14 protein-coding genes are annotated in these 17,518 nt (G+C 42.8%); 5 read left to right on the top strand and 9 right to left on the bottom strand.

Annotation, left to right across the window (positions count from 1 at the left end):
- Positions 1-61 precede the first annotated feature (61 nt).
- From R8P61_19380 to R8P61_19370, 3 genes are all read left to right on the top strand, one after another.
- Complete coding sequence (locus tag R8P61_19380; GenBank protein ID MDW3649239.1) at positions 62-346, top strand: HU family DNA-binding protein; 285 nt, start codon at positions 62-64, stop codon at positions 344-346.
- A 29-nt stretch (positions 347-375) separates the two neighbouring features.
- Positions 376-1,224, top strand: coding sequence for a tetratricopeptide repeat protein (locus R8P61_19375; protein ID MDW3649238.1), 849 nt, complete (start codon positions 376-378; stop codon positions 1,222-1,224).
- A 270-nt stretch (positions 1,225-1,494) separates the two neighbouring features.
- Positions 1,495-3,048 carry an Rne/Rng family ribonuclease gene (locus R8P61_19370; GenBank protein ID MDW3649237.1) on the top strand — a complete coding sequence of 518 codons (1,554 nt, stop codon included), beginning with the start codon at positions 1,495-1,497 and terminating at the stop codon, positions 3,046-3,048.
- A 93-nt stretch (positions 3,049-3,141) separates the two neighbouring features.
- Here the strand turns inward: R8P61_19370 and R8P61_19365 are convergent, their stop codons facing one another.
- From R8P61_19365 to R8P61_19350, 4 genes are all read right to left on the bottom strand, one after another.
- A complete protein-coding gene (locus R8P61_19365; GenBank protein MDW3649236.1) occupies positions 3,142-4,065 on the bottom strand; it encodes a hypothetical protein in 924 nt (307 codons plus the stop codon).
- An 86-nt stretch (positions 4,066-4,151) separates the two neighbouring features.
- The gene (mqnB, locus tag R8P61_19360) at positions 4,152-4,826 is read right to left on the bottom strand and encodes a futalosine hydrolase (GenBank protein ID MDW3649235.1); all 675 of its coding nucleotides are present in this window, start codon (positions 4,824-4,826) and stop codon (positions 4,152-4,154) included.
- A 48-nt stretch (positions 4,827-4,874) separates the two neighbouring features.
- Complete coding sequence (locus R8P61_19355) at positions 4,875-5,258, bottom strand: hypothetical protein (protein ID MDW3649234.1); 384 nt, start codon at positions 5,256-5,258, stop codon at positions 4,875-4,877.
- Positions 5,259-5,452: 194 nt separating this feature from the next.
- Positions 5,453-6,109, bottom strand: coding sequence for a DUF2959 family protein (locus tag R8P61_19350; GenBank protein ID MDW3649233.1), 657 nt, complete (start codon positions 6,107-6,109; stop codon positions 5,453-5,455).
- Positions 6,110-6,398: 289 nt separating this feature from the next.
- Between R8P61_19350 and R8P61_19345 the strand changes: the two genes are divergently transcribed.
- Positions 6,399-7,367: a peptidoglycan-binding domain-containing protein gene (locus R8P61_19345; protein MDW3649232.1), complete on the top strand. Its 969-nt coding sequence runs from the start codon at positions 6,399-6,401 to the stop codon at positions 7,365-7,367.
- A gap of 377 nt (positions 7,368-7,744) precedes the next feature.
- Here the strand turns inward: R8P61_19345 and R8P61_19340 are convergent, their stop codons facing one another.
- The 5 genes from R8P61_19340 to R8P61_19320 form a co-directional block, all read right to left on the bottom strand.
- Positions 7,745-9,751 carry a CRTAC1 family protein gene (locus tag R8P61_19340; GenBank protein ID MDW3649231.1) on the bottom strand — a complete coding sequence of 669 codons (2,007 nt, stop codon included), beginning with the start codon at positions 9,749-9,751 and terminating at the stop codon, positions 7,745-7,747.
- Positions 9,752-9,868: 117 nt separating this feature from the next.
- Positions 9,869-10,705 carry a transglutaminase-like domain-containing protein gene (locus R8P61_19335; GenBank protein ID MDW3649230.1) on the bottom strand — a complete coding sequence of 279 codons (837 nt, stop codon included), beginning with the start codon at positions 10,703-10,705 and terminating at the stop codon, positions 9,869-9,871.
- Positions 10,706-10,818: 113 nt separating this feature from the next.
- Positions 10,819-12,465: a carboxyl transferase domain-containing protein gene (locus R8P61_19330; GenBank protein ID MDW3649229.1), complete on the bottom strand. Its 1,647-nt coding sequence runs from the start codon at positions 12,463-12,465 to the stop codon at positions 10,819-10,821.
- Positions 12,466-12,608: 143 nt separating this feature from the next.
- Positions 12,609-13,691: a lysylphosphatidylglycerol synthase transmembrane domain-containing protein gene (locus tag R8P61_19325; GenBank protein ID MDW3649228.1), complete on the bottom strand. Its 1,083-nt coding sequence runs from the start codon at positions 13,689-13,691 to the stop codon at positions 12,609-12,611.
- A gap of 88 nt (positions 13,692-13,779) precedes the next feature.
- Entirely contained in the window at positions 13,780-15,453 is a 1,674-nt protein-coding gene (locus R8P61_19320; protein MDW3649227.1) for a glycosyltransferase family 39 protein, read from the bottom strand.
- A 230-nt stretch (positions 15,454-15,683) separates the two neighbouring features.
- On the opposite strand from R8P61_19320, the gene R8P61_19315 reads away from it, so the two are divergent.
- Positions 15,684-17,354, top strand: a complete 1,671-nt coding sequence (locus R8P61_19315) for an L-lactate permease (protein ID MDW3649226.1) — start codon at positions 15,684-15,686, stop codon at positions 17,352-17,354.
- Positions 17,355-17,518: the final 164 nt, after the last annotated feature.

Raw genomic sequence — 17,518 nt, 5'->3', positions numbered from 1 at the left:
TGCTAAATTTGCCAATCAGCTTTTTAAGCTAAGTATTTCGGAACAAGTAATTTAGATAAACGTGACTAAGGCAGACGTAATTGTTGAGATCTCTCAAAAGACGGGTATAGACAAGGCAGATGTATCTGCATCCCTTGAGGGATTTTTTACTGTGGTAAAGCACGCCCTCGCCAGTGGAGAAAATGTCTATGTAAGAGGATTCGGTAGCTTTATAGTGAAGCATCGTAAAGAAAAAATTGGTCGAATTATCTCTCAGAACAAGTCCATCGTAATTCCTGCTCACAATGTACCTAGCTTTAAACCAGCAAAAGTATTTGTAGAGAAGGTGAAAAACTCTTCCATGTAGATAAGGCCTGCCAAGGATAATCTAAATACATGAGCGAAGAAGCAAAACGCCCCCAAAAAATCTCCAACTCTAGCTTACAAATTATAGTTGTCGTACTGGGATTACTGGTTTTTGCAGGGGTTTTCTTTGCTGACAAGACAAATCTGAATAATAAGGATGAACTGGCTGTAAGTGCCGGAGGAAATGCTACTCAAGTGGCTGCTTCGGCTGAATTAGAGAAAGATTCTATCATACAGCCCTGGGTAGATTCTTTGAATTTGAGAAAAGGCAAAGAAAAATTACCATATTTAGATTCAATTGTTGTAAATTTGCAAGCCAGAAAAAAGTTCGCTTTAGCTTCTGATTATGCTATTCAGCGGATTGAATCTGACAGTTCTTTATCAAGTTTGCGGAAAATAGCCGATCTGAGTACAGAGGCGGTGAAAATGGAAAAGGTGCAGCAGGATACCAGTCTTTTTAGGAGACACGCAGATCGCAGGGTAGATATGCTGAGACGAGCTTCCCTTGTGGAGCCCGAAAATCAGGAAGTCCTGATGAATTTGGGTATGGCTCTCATCGAATCCCAAAAAGGACAGAACAGTATGCAGGGAATTCTTACAATCCGAAAAATCCTTGAGATTAATCCGGATAATGTAGATGCCAGCTATCAACTGGGATTGTTTTCTTTACAAACCGGTCAATTTGCCCGGGCAGTCCAACGCTTTGAAAAGGTATTAAGCCTGGAAGAAGATAATGACAATGCCCGATATCAATTGGCATATGCTTCCGCACAAATTGGAGAAAAAGAAAAGGCGAGACGCCTGCTGGATGAAATCATCAATAGAAATGCAAATGCGCAGATGGTGAACCTGGCAAACTCGCTTAAGAGATCATTATAAAATAATAAGAGGATATTTTTATGCCTTGTGGAAAAAAGAGAAAAAGACACAAAATCGCTACGCATAAGCGTAAGAAACGTCTGAGAAAAAACCGTCATAAGAAGAAGAACAAATAAATTTTTGTTCTTACTAACTTAATGCGATTCAGAGCTGGCTCTTTTGAGCCAGCTAAACATTTTGTCTATCACCTGCTTGCTACACCTTGGTACCAGCCAGTCCTTCTTCAGCTTCTATATCCCCTAAGGGGAAGTGAGCAACAATCGAAAGCAAGTGAATGAACTAATCGTCAGCAAGAGTGATGACGGCCTCAGAATTGGTATTTTACAGGACAAAAAAATTGTCGAACTTCATCACGAGAAGTTAGATGAAGGATTTGCTGTAGGAGACCTTGTACTGGGAAAAGTACGGAAAATTGTTCCAGGATTAAATGCCGCATTTGTAGATGTGGGCCATCCAAGGGATGCTTTTTTACACTATTTCGACCTGGGGCCTCAGGTCAGATCACTTTTAAAATTTATTAAATCGGCCCGTTCCAGCAGGAATGGGAAGATAGACCATTTGGTCAACCTCAAAACCCTGCCGGACATCAATAAACACGGCAAAATGGGTGAGGTACTTAAACCCAATCAGGAAGTTCTGGTGCAGGTAGTCAAAGAACCTATTTCTACCAAAGGTCCCAGACTTTCCAGTGAATTATCCCTGCCCGGCCAGTATGTGGTACTGGTACCTTTCTCCAAAGTCATCTCTGTCTCTAAAAAAGTAAGGAGTGCCGAAGAGCGCCGTAGACTCAAAGTCTTGGCTGAAAGCCTCTGTCCGCAAAACTTTGGAGTAATTGTACGGACCGCGGCTGATGGGAAAGATGCTGCTACCCTAAGCAAGGATATCTCTGATATTCTCAGCAAATGGTGGGACATGGCTCGTTCTCTGGGTAAAGGAAAAGCTCCTATGAAAGTGCTGAGCGAGAATAATCGCACAACCAGCATTTTGCGGGATATGTTGAGTCAGGGCTTTGATGCCATCTATACAGATGACAAGCAGGCCTATAATGACATATCCAGTTACCTGAAAGAACATCAGCCTGATTTTCTGAAAGTGCTCAAAATGCACAAACGGAAGATTCCGCTTTTTCAGTCTTTGGGAATTGAGAAGCAGATCAAAGCTTCCTTTGGGAAGATCGCTTCTATGCCCAATGGCGCTTATCTGGTCATTGAGCATACCGAGGCCATGCATGTCATTGATGTAAACAGTGGAAGCAAGAACCTCAACAATGCCACCCTGGAGGAAACAGCACTCAAAACCAATATGGAGGCAGCCAATGAGATTGCCCGTCAATTGAGGTTGAGAGATATGGGAGGGATTATTGTAGTTGATTTCATCGATTTGAAAAAGTCGGAAAATCGCAAAATCCTGAACGATCATCTGAAAAAGGTTATGAAAGCTGATAGGGCCAAGCATTCTATTTTGCCGATAAGCAAATTTGGATTGGTTCAAATCACTCGTCAGCGAGTCAGACCACAGATCGATATCCAGACCTCAGAAGTTTGTCCTAGTTGTAATGGCAGCGGTAAAATTCAGGCTTCTATCCTGATCGCAGACGATATTTCCAATAATATCGATTTCCTCATTCGTCAGAATAAAGAATCAAAGCTGACCATCAAGGTCAATCCTTATGTAGCTGCCTATTTGAAAAAAGGGGGCTTGAAAAGCATTATCTTTTCCTGGTTCCATACCTACTGGAAATGGATCAAAATCAAGGAAGATCATTCCATGCCTTTCACTGAGGTGAAGTATTATAACTCCCAGGGGGAGGAGATTAAGTTATAAGAAGTGCGCAGCTATTATGGTGTTGTAGTGTTATAGTTGGATTTTTAATAAGGAACAATAACACTACAACCCTGGCGCACTATAACACATCTCCTATTTCACCAAAAAGCTACTCTTTCCAATCATTCTACCTTCGGTATAGACGTAGACATTCTGAACTCCTTTCTGCCATTTGATATTGACTTCCGGGCTAAAGTCTATACAGGCCAGAGCGGAACTTTTGTTATAATCGATGAGGGTTTTTGCGCTATAGGAAATTTCTCTTCCTTCGGCTAAAAATGTACCGCTAAATCCGTCTCCGAAATTCGTTAGCGGACTACCGTCCGGATTTTCCAATACCAGATAAAGGTCTTTTCTACCAGACTCAGCTACCTGGTTTTCCAGGATGGTTACGCATACGCGCAAATCCTTGAGAGAGCGTCTTCTGAACTCTGCTTCCAGTTTTGCTTTGCCTTTTTTACTGATGCTGTAGTATTGATAATTTGCTGCCTTAAGTACCGAGGCTTTCTTTACCGTCTCTTCCAACTGAGCCAAGTTATCGTCATTGCTGGCTTTGAGGGTAAGGTATTCTTCCTGCATTTTGATTTGGGTAACCTGCAGGCTATCTACTTGCCCCGTCAGGAGCATATTCTGGTCTTTCAAGAAGGCAATTTGGTTCTCGTAGTTCTCCAATAAACCTTCTAACTCTTTCAATCGGGTTTCATAACCCCTGATTTTATCGGTTTGAGTTTTATCCTTTTGCTTGGCCGTATTTAATCGGGCTAAGAGGTCTTTGATCTGAGCTTTGTTCTCATCAATCTTCTTTTCCTTCTCTGCCAGATCCATGTCTTTTTCTTCCAGATCATTGTTGAGCTCGAAGATATCTTCTTCCAGATCCAGAATCTCTGTGCTTAGCTCTGCGATCCGATTCTCTTTCTTCTCGTTCTCACTTTTTTCTGAAAAATACTTTATGGAAAAATACGCAAGTGCTGATAAAACCAACATACCGGCGACCACAAGAATCAATCTGTTTCTCATGTTGGAGGAATTTTTATTGGAAGCCATTGCTTTATAAAAAGTTGTCGTTTTTTTACTAATCTATACGATTTGTCTGAATAAACCAATTAAAGGACTGATTCCCTGAACATCTGAAACAGCAAGTTCTGTACCGTAGATAAGGCGAGGGGAATATTCCATTTTGATCGATCCCTGCGTTCAACGTAGTTTGAAATGCTTCTAATGGCATAAAATTTCACTTCTTCCTGCAGGCAGGCCTGAAAAAAAGCAGCGCCTTCCATGCTTTCTACCACTACTTCATAGCGCTTGAGTAATTTTTTTATGGACTGTTCATTGCCGTGGACAGTATTGATGGTAATTCCCGAAACTTTTTTCAATCCCAAAGAAGAATTATGAGGATTGGAAAGGCTGTTGTAGTATTTTTTGCCTCCTTTTTCAAACAGAGGGAATCCCATGGCTTTCAGATCGAGAAAGTCCTCTCCATCTTCTGCACCTAGTTCACTGAATTGATCCCTTACGACTTCTACTACTTCTCCCAGCGCAAAATCTCTGCTAAAGCTTCCAGCGATCCCCAGGTTTATAGCGAGATCCGGTTTTTCCTGGCTGAAGTATTTTCCGAGATGAAAGGCGGTATTTACCATACCGATACCTGTGTGCAAAACTTCAATAAAATAAGGATCGAAATGAGCAGACCCGATATGGCTCTGCTTCATTTCGATCCCTAATTGCTCTCGAATTTGTGCTGTCTCAGGTGGTGTGGCTGCAACCAGGAGTATTTTCATACTTCAAGTTAGCGAAAGTGGGGCTTTGCACAAATTCAGGGACGGATGCTAATAATTTCTGTATTTATATCCGTTTCGGCTTCTGTTTCTACCGTCTCCATAACCGGCAGCTCTTGGTCGGCGGGGAGCTCTTTTCTGGTAATATTCCAGCTGCGCCTCATAATCTCTGATTTTGGCTTGCATGCGTTTCATCCTTCTTTGAGTTCTGGTCAAATTGTCTTCCATGACATAGAGCTCTTTTTCAAGATATCTGTTTGCTGATTCACATTCCCTCAAGGCTCTTGAGCGTTTCTTGTTTTTGTCATGGTCAAAAGACTCTTCAAAGAAAACAGACTGAACATTGGTTTCGACCTGACTATCCTTACTTGCATTCAGTGAAGGAGTGATCAGGAAGGGAAGAATGGATAAGTATAAAAGCTTCGATAATTTCATAATTTCTGTATTTGAGTTAAACATTGGGAGTTTGTCTTCACAATGGTCTCTTCAATTACGGTTCCACTCATAGTATTTGTTTGCCTGCCTTGAATAAGCGTCTATCTTTCTCTAGCAAACGTGGGAAAAAACAAAGGGCAGAGGAACCTTTGATAGATTCCGCTGCCCTAATTATTGGCAAAAATGGAGCTTAATTAGACGCCGCCCATCTTTTGCTCATACATTTCTTTACTCTCTTTGATACTTTCGTTGAGGTCAGCCATGATGACTGTGACTTTGTCCTGGATACTTTTCAATCCTTCATTTACTCCGGAAATCTCTCCCAAAGCTACTGCTACTTCCAGCGCCTTAATCACATCCTTGGCCTCATCATGGAGGGTCCGGAGTTTTCCGATAGCTTCAGAAGTCTTGGACAGGGTCTGATTATAGGTATCCTTATTGGTTTTTATTCCTCTGTTTAATTCCGTTCTCGCCTTCTCGTCATTGAGACTGGCGGTTTGTCGCTCCATGGCTGCGAAGAGGTTTTCCGCATCAGATTTTAGTTTTTCGTATTCCTTATTGAGATCTTCTACCTCTTTATCCACCTTTTCCCATTTTCCATAGACTTTGGCAAATTCGGCATCCACATTCTTGGCATTTTCGAGTGCTTTTTGGATTCCGGTCAGGGTACTTACTCCATCTTCCACCCTTTCGTCAGCTTTCTCTTTTTGGTTTTCGAAACTGGCAATTTGTGTCCGAAAACGTTTTTTATACTTGGGAAGGTCTTCAGGAGATTTGCCTTTACAGCCTACAAAAAGCAAGCTTGGCAAAAGAATTGCGGTGATTATCAGGCTGATATTGATATTTTTCATAAAAAAGCTTCTAGTTCGTTGCAATATAACAGGAATTGCAGATTTATTTGTGTGTATATATTAGAGATAATAATCGCTAAAAGTCACTTTTCTGATTTGCCTTGTGACTTCAATTAGGAATTCATGTCCTAAAGGCAAATCACAGCTAATTTCCAGATTAACGCCCTTGCTTATGAGTCCAAGGTTATTCCAAACTCCTACGGGAGAGGGACGAGGACTGTTTTGGCAAGTATTTAATATCTCAATTATATATCATCAAATCCAAAAATCACTAACGCATTATTCATTTATGAAAGCAGTGAAATATTTTTACACCTTGATCATGGTTTTGGGCGTCATGAACTTTTCCTTCGCACAAAACTCCAGTGAGGAGATTCCATTTGACGATCTTCCTCCAACTCCAGAATTTGGTAAGTGTTTTGCCAAATGTAAGATGCCTGATCGCTACGAATACGTAGACAAACAAGAACTGGTAAAGGAAGCCTCTTCAAAATATGAGATTATTCCTGCAGTTTATGAGACTCGCACCGAAAGAGTATTGGTGAAAGAGGCCTCGACTCGCCAGATTCCTGTCCCTGCAGTATATGAAACCGTGACTGAACAAGTAGTAGTTAAAGAAGCCTCAACCAAAGTAGTAGAAGTTCCTGCAGTATATCGTACAGCTTCGAATCGTGAAATGGTAGAAGCTCCCCGTGGTGAGTGGGTTCGCAAAAAGAAAGACCAAAACTGTTTTTCTGATAATCCAGAAGATTGCTACATCCTTTGTTGGGAAGAAAAGCCTGCTGTTTATCGCACGGTTCAAAAGCAAGTACTGGTGAAAGCGGCAGAAACACAGACCGTTGACATTCCTGCGGATTACAAAACTATCACCAAGCGCGTGCTTAAGACTCCTGCTTCGGTGAGAACGGAAGAAATTCCTGCTGAGTACAAAACAGTATCGAAGCGTGTATTGGTTACTCCGGCTCAGAAGCGCGAAATTGTAATCCCTGCGGTTTACAAAACTTCAAAAGAAAAAAGATTGATCTCCAAAGGTGGGTATACTGAGTGGACAGAGATTCTCTGTGCTGCCAAAACTACCACCACTATCGTAAGAGACGTTCAGCGTGCTCTTCAGGGAAAAGGATACAATCCTGGTCCTGTTGACGGAGTAATGGGTGTTCAAACTCAGGCTGCTCTTCGTCAGTACCAAAAAGACAAAGAACTACCTCAAGGAAACCTGAACCTACAGACGCTACAGTCTTTGGGAGTTCAGGGTTAAGAATAATTAGAATTGAACCAAATGAGAAGCCGGACTCTGAAAAGAGTTCGGTTTTTTCTTTTTATGTTTTGGCTTGTTTTTCCACCTTTTTTAAAAAGGTGGAGCCAAAATCGCAGAGCCCAAATCCAGCCTCACAAGCCGCCCCGTCTCCCGATGGGCTCTGCCAGGCCATCGCGCTTGGGTAGGAGTTGGTAGTTGGATGGAGTCTATATTTTGATCAAACGCCAACACCCTAACACCCTAACACTCCAAGGCTTTGCAGTAGCTTGATTTTTGCGATGCCCGTCCTGAATAATTTATGAAGGATTTATCTAAGGAAAAGAAGAAAATGCCAAAACCATATATGGAAAAAAGGAAATCAGAATATAGGCTATGCCTTAGGGCTTAACAAGAATCAAAGTCTGAGTCCAACTTTCATCCAGGGCATATATCCTCACGAAATAATAACCGGGACTCAATCCTGTTAGTTCAATTTCTACTCTATCTACCGCTTCTCCAATTTCCCCTTCATCCAGAATCCTACTATCCGGACTCAAGAGTTCCCATCGAAAATCTGATAATTCTCCATTGAGAGAATAGGCTTCTGTAAGGGTTGAAGCGGGATTAGGTGCGAGTATCCAGGCGTTTTCTCTGGGATCCAGGGTGATTTCACGGGTATCAGAGAAATAGAAATTGCCATTCTCATTGGTTTGTTTGAGGCGATAATAGCTAGTGCCCGAAAGCGAGGCTTTATCCAGAAAGAAATAATTCGCTCGATTATTCGCATTTCCTTTGGCACCGATATCTATGAGAGATTGCCAACTGATTTTGTCTCGGCTTCTTTGAACTGTAAAGAAATCGATATCCTTTTCATCGAAAGTTTGCCAGAGAACGTTGGCATTCCCCAAACTTTCTTGTACCACAAAGAAGTCGTAACTGATCGGCTTGGTTGAGTTTTCAAGCACTCTTAAGCTTTGATCTATTGCTGGAAAGCTAACTTTATCCTTTATCCCCGAAGGCCAGTTTACTACCAGAGAATCGATACTAGTCGCTTGTCCCAAACCAAAATGCTGCGTCAGGCTGTTCATGATTCCATAGCCTTCCCCTGATCGCAACTCGCGAACTTGTACGCCCCAGGAGCCATAGAGAGAAAGCCGAGCGCCTACTGCACTTCTATTGCTGCTATCTCCTTCCAGTATCACATTGAGAAAGTGATTGTTGTTGCCATCATTGAGAAAGAGCTTGTCTGGTCTTTGACTGGGATCGGTGAAGAAATAAGCATAGCCGGCATATACATCCAGAAAACCATCCTGATTCAGGTCTCCAATAGCAAAAGATTCAATTTGTGTATCGGTGAAAGGATTGTCCTGATGAGCAAAGCTTTTGTCTCCATTATTGAGGAAGAGATGATGTTGATTCCCGGAGAATAGAAGATCAACAAAACCGTCATTATCAAAGTCTCGAAAAATAGCCTGCACACCAAATACTCCTCTGAGTGTCGGGAAAAAACCGGAAGAACTACTGATATCAGTAAAGGTTCCGTCCCCATTGTTTTCAAGGAGCTGGCTATCATCAAAATGATTGATGACAAAAACATCGAGGTCGCCATCATTATCTATATCCGCGAAATCAGCAGCCCAACTTTGGGCACCTATTGCTAATCCAGCAGCAGCAGCTACTTCCGTAAAGTTATTATTGCCATCATTTTGCAAGAGCATATTTACCCTCCGAGGGTCTGTATCAGAAGTTACTCCCTGGCGACATTTAGAGAGGTACATATCCAGATCACCATCGTTGTCATAGTCGGTCCAGATCGAAGAATAATTACCGGAATTATCACTGGGGATGGCAGTAACTGTATTGACTAAGCTATTATCATGTATAAAGCTGCCATTTCCGAGGTTTCGAAACTTTTGATTGTCTGCCTCATCATGGCAAGAAAAGACATCCAACCAACCGTCATTATTTATGTCTGCGAAATTTGTTCCTTGTGCGAAGAGTTCCAGTAAATCGAGGGGAAGCAGAGACTTTTCGAATGATTTGGCCACATTGCCTTTGTACAATTTCAAACCATCATACTGCCCACCTACCAGGATGTCATTGAATCCATTGTTATCTACGTCCGCAATACAGAGGGCCCACTCACTTTCCTCACTGACTGTATCAATGCGTTCGCTGATAAATTCTTCATTTTTTTTGTTCTGATACTCTATGTAGAGGATGGTGCCGTTTTGCAGGTGAATGATATCGTCTTTACGATCTGCATTCATGTCTGCTATACCTATACAAACGCCACTGTAATTGGGAGCACTAGGCAAAAGATGGGTCGAATCCCCAAAGCCAATTTGAGCAGAAACAAAAGAGGAAAATAGCAGCAAGGAAACAATAAGCAGGGAGTTCTTCATGCACATGTCCTAATCCTGATTCGGCATACCAATATCTCCTTATTCTATAAGAGATACAAGGTAGTTTTTATGAGCTGTATGTTTTCTACTGCGAGCTCAAGAGAAAGAATGTTTAGGCTAATCAATCTGGAGATTTCTCAGGAGACTGTTCCAGGCTTCTGCCTGTTCAGATTTCTTTTTCCTTTTTGAAATCTCTGTTAGCGTTTTGATTAAATTCAGGATGATGTCCTTTTTGGTGCTGGGCTCATAGTATTTACTGGAGTCATCAGCATTTACTTCCTTGAGAAAGCGCTTGAGGTCTTCCCTTTTAAAGAAAGCCCCTTTATTAAAGACATCTACAAAGAATTCATTTTTCTCATCTTTATATCTTAGTACAAAGTATCCGGGAAGGATGATTCCATTGATAGGAATCTCCAATTCTTCACATAAGATCAGGTAAAGGATTCCCAAAGAGATGGGACCTCCTTTTTTGGTTTCGAAGAAACCATTGATGAGATAGTTTTGGATATCATAGACCCGCTTGCGATTGGGAACATAGGCTTCATCTTTAAAAAGCATGTTTTTCACCAATACAAGTTTCTCAGGAATATTCATTTGCGTCCTGATCCGCAACCAAATCCGATTGCTGAGTCTGCTGATATGATGACGAAACTCTTCATAGTCGAGTTCCGGATATTGGTATTGGGAAATAAGGAACCAGGCTTTCAAAAGGGAAGGATCATCTTCTTCCATCCATGCCTGTAATTCTTCAATGGTTCCTTTACTCTGGATCAGGTATATAATGTCTTCCAGCCTTTGCTGGATATCTGTGTCTGCTTCTTCCTCCCAGGCTGCTTCTAGCCGAGGGATAATACCTTCCCCCAAAGACAACAATTTCCCCTCTATATGTTTTCCGATAGTCGGATCGTCGTCTTCAAGTAAGCTTATGAGTGCCTTAAATTCCGTTTCCTTCATTTCTTCACTGCAAAATTAATGGGTTTACCCGCACATTTTTCATCAAGAACATTGGGTCATCCCTCATAAATTAACCGGATTAACCCTAAAAGTGTTAAACGTAAAATTGCAAATCAAGTTTGAATTACTCCCGGATTAAATGCGGGAATGTCAGGATTTAGACTTGCCATCTCAATTCCGGTCGAAATGATCTCTCTCGTCCGTCTGGGATCTATGATTCCATCCACCCATAATCGGGCTGCACCATAATAGGGGGAAGTTTGTGCATCATACTTATCTGTTATGACTTTGAGCATCTCTGCTTCCTTTTCAGCCGAAATTTCTTCTCCTTTTTTCTTGGCTGATGCTTTTTCTATCTGTAAGAGTGTTTTTGCTGCCTGTGCCCCTCCCATTACGGCGATCCTTGCTGATGGCCATGCAAAAATCAGGCGAGGATCATACGCTTTTCCACACATGGCATAATTTCCAGCTCCATAGGAATTACCTATTATGAAGGTGAACTTGGGTACAACAGAATTAGAGACAGCATTCACCATTTTAGCCCCGTCTTTGATGATCCCTCCATGTTCGGACCTGGAACCTACCATAAAACCAGTTACATCTTGTAGAAAAACCAGAGGAATCAATTTCTGATTGCAGTTCATGATAAAGCGGGCAGCCTTATCTGCCGAATCAGAATATATTACCCCCCCAAACTTCATTTCTCCTTTGGCAGATTTGAGTACTTTTCTCTGATTTGCGACAATTCCTACAGCCCAGCCATCAATTCGGGCATAGGTACAAATGATGGACTGACCATAATCGGTTTTGTATTCATCCATACTATCCTTATCCACCATACGCTCTATCAGTTTGCGCATATCATAGGGTTTGGCGCGGTCGGAGGGAAGGATACCGAGTAATTCTTTTTCTGGGTATTTAGGGGAAATAGGCTTTACCCGATTATAACCTGCTCTGGGCTTTTCTCCTTGTTTGGCAATCAGCGAACGGATGGTTTCCAGACAAGTCGCATCATCAGGCATTTTATAATCTGTAACTCCTGAGATTTCGCTATGGGTGGTTGCCCCTCCCAGGGTTTCTATATCTACATCTTCTCCAATGGCTGATTTTACGAGGAAAGGACCCGCCAGAAATACAGAGCCCGTTCCATCTACGATCAGGGCTTCATCACTCATGATTGGCAGATAGGCTCCTCCAGCAACACATGGTCCCATGATTGCAGCTATTTGAGGGATTCCCATACTGCTCATGACAGCATTGTTTCGGAAGATCCTTCCAAAGTTTTCCTTATCTGGAAAAATCTCATCTTGCATGGGTAGGAAAACACCAGCACTATCTACGAGATAAATGATGGGGAGATGATTCTCAATGGAAATTTCCTGGGCACGAAGATTCTTTTTGCCAGCCATGGGAAACCAGGCTCCGGCCTTTACAGTAGCATCATTGGCTACGATCATGCACAATTTTCCGGACACTCTGCCTATACCCGTTACCACTCCGGCAGATGGACAACCTCCGTATTCCTCATACATACCATCTGCAGCTAAAGCTCCTATTTCGAGAAAAGCTTCCTTGTCATCAAGCAGTGCCTGAATACGCTCACGGGCAGTCATTTTTCCTCTGGCCTTATGTTTGGCAACAGAACGTTCGCCTCCTCCCTGAGCAATTTTCTGAAGCTTTCCATTAAGCTTTCTCAGGAGTTCGAGGTTGTGATCTTCATTGCTATTAAATACAAGGTCATCCTTTGCGTATGCGGACATAATATTTACTTGTGTTTTGTTTGTAAGTGGCTCGCAAATTTACGTGCCGATCGAGGTTTTTAAAAATGACTTTTTACTATGCATATAATCCGTCGTCCAGCTAACAAAGCTCCAGGCTCAATAGACCAATACTTCCATACGTTTTATTTGAAGACTCTGGAAACCCAACGAGGTAACAAGGGGATCCCGATAAAGACATAGGGATAATAGGTGATAAAGCGCCAGACGATCGCCAAGGCAAGTGCCAGTCCGACAGGGGTGAACTCTGAGAAGAGTACTTCAAAGGCTGTTTCTGCTATGCCAGCACTCCCGGGAGTAGGGGAAACCAGCATAAGGACAAACATGATGGCTTGTCGGGCGAAAGCTACTGTATGCTCATAAAGACTTAGATTGGTAAAGGCTGACAGGACACAATTGAGGACGAGATATCTTCCCGTCCAGGACATAATGGTCGCTGCACTCGCTTTCAGCCAATATACGATCCCTTTATGCCTGAATTCCCTGGAAGCCACCTCCAAATCATCGGCCATCTTATTCCCTTTCTCTTCCCATCTTTTCAAGAGTTTGGTCTTAAAGAGTTTTTTGAAAACCTTTTTGGTTCCTTGTGGACGAATGAAAATAGCGAAGGCGAGAAATACGGTATAGAGGAATATGACTACGTAAGCGATCCAAAAACTGGTATAGAAACCGGTCCCTATAGCACCACTCCCTTCTATGACAGGCCTGAAAACCACTTCAGAACCTACACTTAACAGAACGGTAGGGAGCATGAGTAAATAGAAAATCTCGTCAAGGAAAATGGTGATGAAAATGATTGCCGTGCCACGACCTACAGATATTTTTTCTTTCATCAACATCCATATAGCAACGGGAGATCCTCCAACTACTGAGGGCGAAAGTGCGGATACAAACTCCCAAAGCAGGGTAACTTCTATTGCTGCCCGAAAAGTCAGCTTTCCATCACAGAGCAGGTAGAGCCGAATGATATAGCCCAAATCTCGCATCACCATACAGGCAAAACCTGCCAGCATCCAAACGGCAACATTTCCGGCTGTGGTATGAGCCATCAGATCCGAAATACTGACTTCTTCTTTAGATATTCGGTATATCGTATAAATCAGAACAAGGACACCAATGAGAACAGGCCAAATGATACGCCTCATCTGAAATCGCTGGAGGACTTCGTCGCGTTCATTGGAAGGACTTGTGTCTGGGGAGGAACTCATGTATTATTATTGGATAGACCCTTATTTCATATGGGTCGCAACTATTGTAAAAATATTAATTCATCCGCAATATTTTTCTACGTAGGAATTATTTTCCTGCTCGTAAAGGAGTACTGGGCTTTCTCCGGTAAAAAGAAAAGCCGCCCTTGCTATACAGGAGTTCGAAATTACGGAATCTCTCATGGAAGGCATCGTTAATGCGCGACTTTTTGACAGATAAATAGACGGTTTTATCGACCGGTCCACTGATCAACCATTCTTTCTCATGGGCCTCTTCTCTACTGATCGGTTTTACCTCTCCATAAAAATAGGGTAAATAGCTTTTATATCCAGCTGTAATATAATAGGCATCCTCACCCGCACGCTCTTCAAAAAATTCCTGAGGGGCTCCCTGTGAATAAAGGCTTATTTTGGGCACTACAACTTTATAAAAGAGATTGATAAATAAGAGGCTGACCAAAACCTGTGTCCACAGGAAAGGCATATATTTTTGACGGATTAAGAGACTTATCCCGAATAAGGATCCCAATAGGAAGAAGGCTCCTATCATCCATTCCCAACCGGTCCAGGAGACGTCTGCTCGCATCAGCGCTGCCGTAAATTCGTCTGCATCAGCTGCCCATGCGTCCAGATTCCGTTCGATCCAATTGATCATACTTGGGATCAAGCCCCAAATAATTATTCCTATCCCTAAGAGAAGATAGGTATCCCATTTGGGTTTTTGTTCCCCCTTGATAAAGCTTAGCAAACAAAAAGCTGCCAGAAAGGATCCAGGGAAATAAAGAAGGGAAGAATAGTGAACGATCTTGGTAGTAACGACTGAGAAGAGAACCATGACCACCCAGAACCAGACCAACATAAAGGCCCAAAGGTCTTTGTCTGATTCTGTTTGCTGTTTGATAAACATACCCCTGAAAGCAAAAGCTGACATAGGGAAGCAACCCAAACAAAAGACGAGGAAATGGTAATAGAATGGCTGTGCATGGCCCGCTACGTCCTGACTAAAAAGCTCGATTTGATATTCAATGAATTCGGTTATAAAGTTGGGGCCGTGAACAAAGGTTTCCAATCCATACCAACCTAAAACCAGAATCAACCAGGCTGCAAAAAATTTGAGACTCGCCATTAGCGGAATGCGAAACTTATCGAAAATGGCTTTGTATACGCCATAAGCGAGCCCTGCAACCAGCAGTGCAACTGGCCCTTTTGTCAAAGTCGCCAATCCAATCCAGAATCCTGCTCCCCAGGGTCTTTGTTTATTGTCTTCATTATCGGGATCGCTTTTTCTGATTTGTTCAAAATAGAAGATCTGTATCAGTCCCAAAAAGATCAGAAAATTGAAGGTGGGATCGATGATTCCCGATTTGAAATACGCTACTGGTAGAAGAGTGGCCAGATAAAAGCCGGTCAGGAGCTTACCAAATAGTCGATCTTTGAGTTTGGTTCCATGATAATAAAGTGCGACAATGGTAATGATTCCTATAAGCGCATTGGGGAAACGTGCAGCAAATTCATTGATGCCAAAAAGCTTCATGGAAAGTACTTGCAGCCAGAAGAATAAAGGCGGCTTTTCCCAAAAGGGCTGATAATTGATCTGCACCTGAAAGTAATCGCCGGTAACGATCATTTCACGGGCCGACTCAGCAAAATTGATCTCATCCCAATCAAAAAGGGGAGGTGCCCCCAAAAAGAGGATAAAGGCCACAGCTGCTATGCCTGCAAAGAACAATGCTTCTCCTCTATCGATCTTCTGTTTTAACATAGCTGCAAAGATAGGAATGCTCAGGTGTTTTTTTCAAAGAGGAGGGAAAATAGATGAGATAATATAAAAGGTTTGTCATCTCGATTTGGATTCGGCTAAGCTAGAAGATCCTTCAGTTCAGCAGGCAGACCTCTATCCTGGCTCGGGATGGGAATCGCATCACTTTTAAATCTCCCATTTTTCCAATACCTTAAAAAAGAAGCACAAGCTTCTTATTCAAACTACTACTCATGAGCCTCTCCTTGCTGGCCTTATTGGCCGTACTTCCCATTTTGGCTGCAGCCATCTTATTGGTTGGATTTCGCATGCCTGCCAAAACCGTTATGCCCCTGGCCTTTGTTCTGACTGCAATCATTGCCTTTTTCGGCTGGGAACTTTCCTTTACAGATATAGCTGCCTCGACCATACAGGGACTTTTCATCACTTTCGACATTCTCTTCATCATCTTTGGAGCTATCCTTCTGCTCAATGTGCTCAAATACTCGGGAGCTGTACGCGTGATCCGACAGGGATTTACTGACATCAGTCCGGATAGAAGGGTACAAGTCGTAATCATCGCCTGGCTATTTGGTTCCTTTATTGAAGGGGCCGCCGGATTTGGAACACCTGCGGCTATCGTAGCTCCTTTAATGGTCGCTTTAGGCTTTCCCGCTTTAGCTGCTGTAGTAATGGGTATGATGGTTCAAAGTACAGCTGTAACATTTGGAGCTGTTGGAACTCCGGTATTGGTTGGATTGAGAGGAGGTTTGTTTAGTGAAGGCCTGGAAGCTGATTTAGTAGCAGCCGGTTCTTCTTTCCCCGAATATCTCCAACTCATAACTGGAAATATTGCCATCTTCCACGCCATAGCCGGAACGCTGATGCCATTATTTATGGTATCAGTTATGACCCGTTTTTTCGGGGCCAATAAATCCTGGAAAGAAGGCCTACAGATTTTTCCTTTTGCCCTGTTCGGAGGCTTGGCTTTCACCATTCCTTATTTGCTAAATGGGCTCTTCCTGGGACCCGAATTCCCCTCCTTACTTGGCGCACCTATTGGCTTATTGATTGTAACCTTCGCAGCCAGACGAGGATTTTTATTGCCGAAAGAAAGTTGGGATTTTCCTCCCAAACAGGATTGGGCTGGGGATTGGTTTGGAAAAATTGACATCAGTTTGGGAAATGAAAATCAGGGAAAGGATCCGACTTTGCTCCAGGCCTGGATTCCCTATGTGCTGGTAGGTCTATTGCTGGTTTTAACTCGGCTTTCGCAATTGCCGATCAAAGCTTTCCTCTCCAATCTCAAAATTAGCTGGGAAGGCATATTGGGAACAGGAATAAATGCTGCTACGGCTCCGCTTTACCTGCCAGGGGCCATTTTGGTGGTCGTCTGTATTATTACCTATTACCTGCATAAGATGTCTGCAGAGGATTTCAAGAAGGCTTTGGGCGAAAGTGCAAAGATGTTGCTGGGAGCAGGATTTGTCCTTGTATTTACCGTGCCTATGGTTCGGATTTATATAAACTCCGGCCTCAATGCTTCAGAGCTACCCGCCATGCCGATAGCAATGGCAGAATGGGTTGCGGCTAGTGTAGGGGCTATTTATCCCCTATTTGCTCCTTCAATTGGTGCCTTGGGAGCTTTTATAGCGGGAAGTAATACCGTCAGTAATCTCATGTTTAGTTTGTTTCAGTTTGGGGTAGCCGAAAGGCTGGCTATGCCAAGTAATATTATTGTTGCGATGCAAGCAGTAGGAGCGGCTGCGGGAAATATGATTGCCATACACAATGTGGTAGCGGCTTCTGCAACTGTGGGTCTGCTGGGGCAGGAAGGGAATATTCTGCGCAAAACCATCATTCCTACGCTCTACTATGTGCTCTTTGTTGGCTTGATGGGATTGGTTTTCCTTCAATTCAGCTGAGTTCAATCTCCCCGTCATCTCGAAGTTTGGCTAGTGTATGGCTTGCAGTACTGAGAGACCTTGTACTTATGCTTGGCTCAATACAAGCTTTCACGGCGCAGCATCCAGCTCGCATCCAAGGCTCGAAATGACCTTTGTTTTTGCTTAAGAAAATGGTCCGCTCA

The sequence above is a fragment of the Bacteroidia bacterium genome, assembly GCA_033391075.1.
GTDB lineage: Bacteria > Bacteroidota > Bacteroidia > J057 > J057 > JAWPMV01.
The sequence above is the reverse complement of the archived record's forward strand: the minus strand, read 5'-3'. Positions and strand labels throughout refer to the sequence as shown.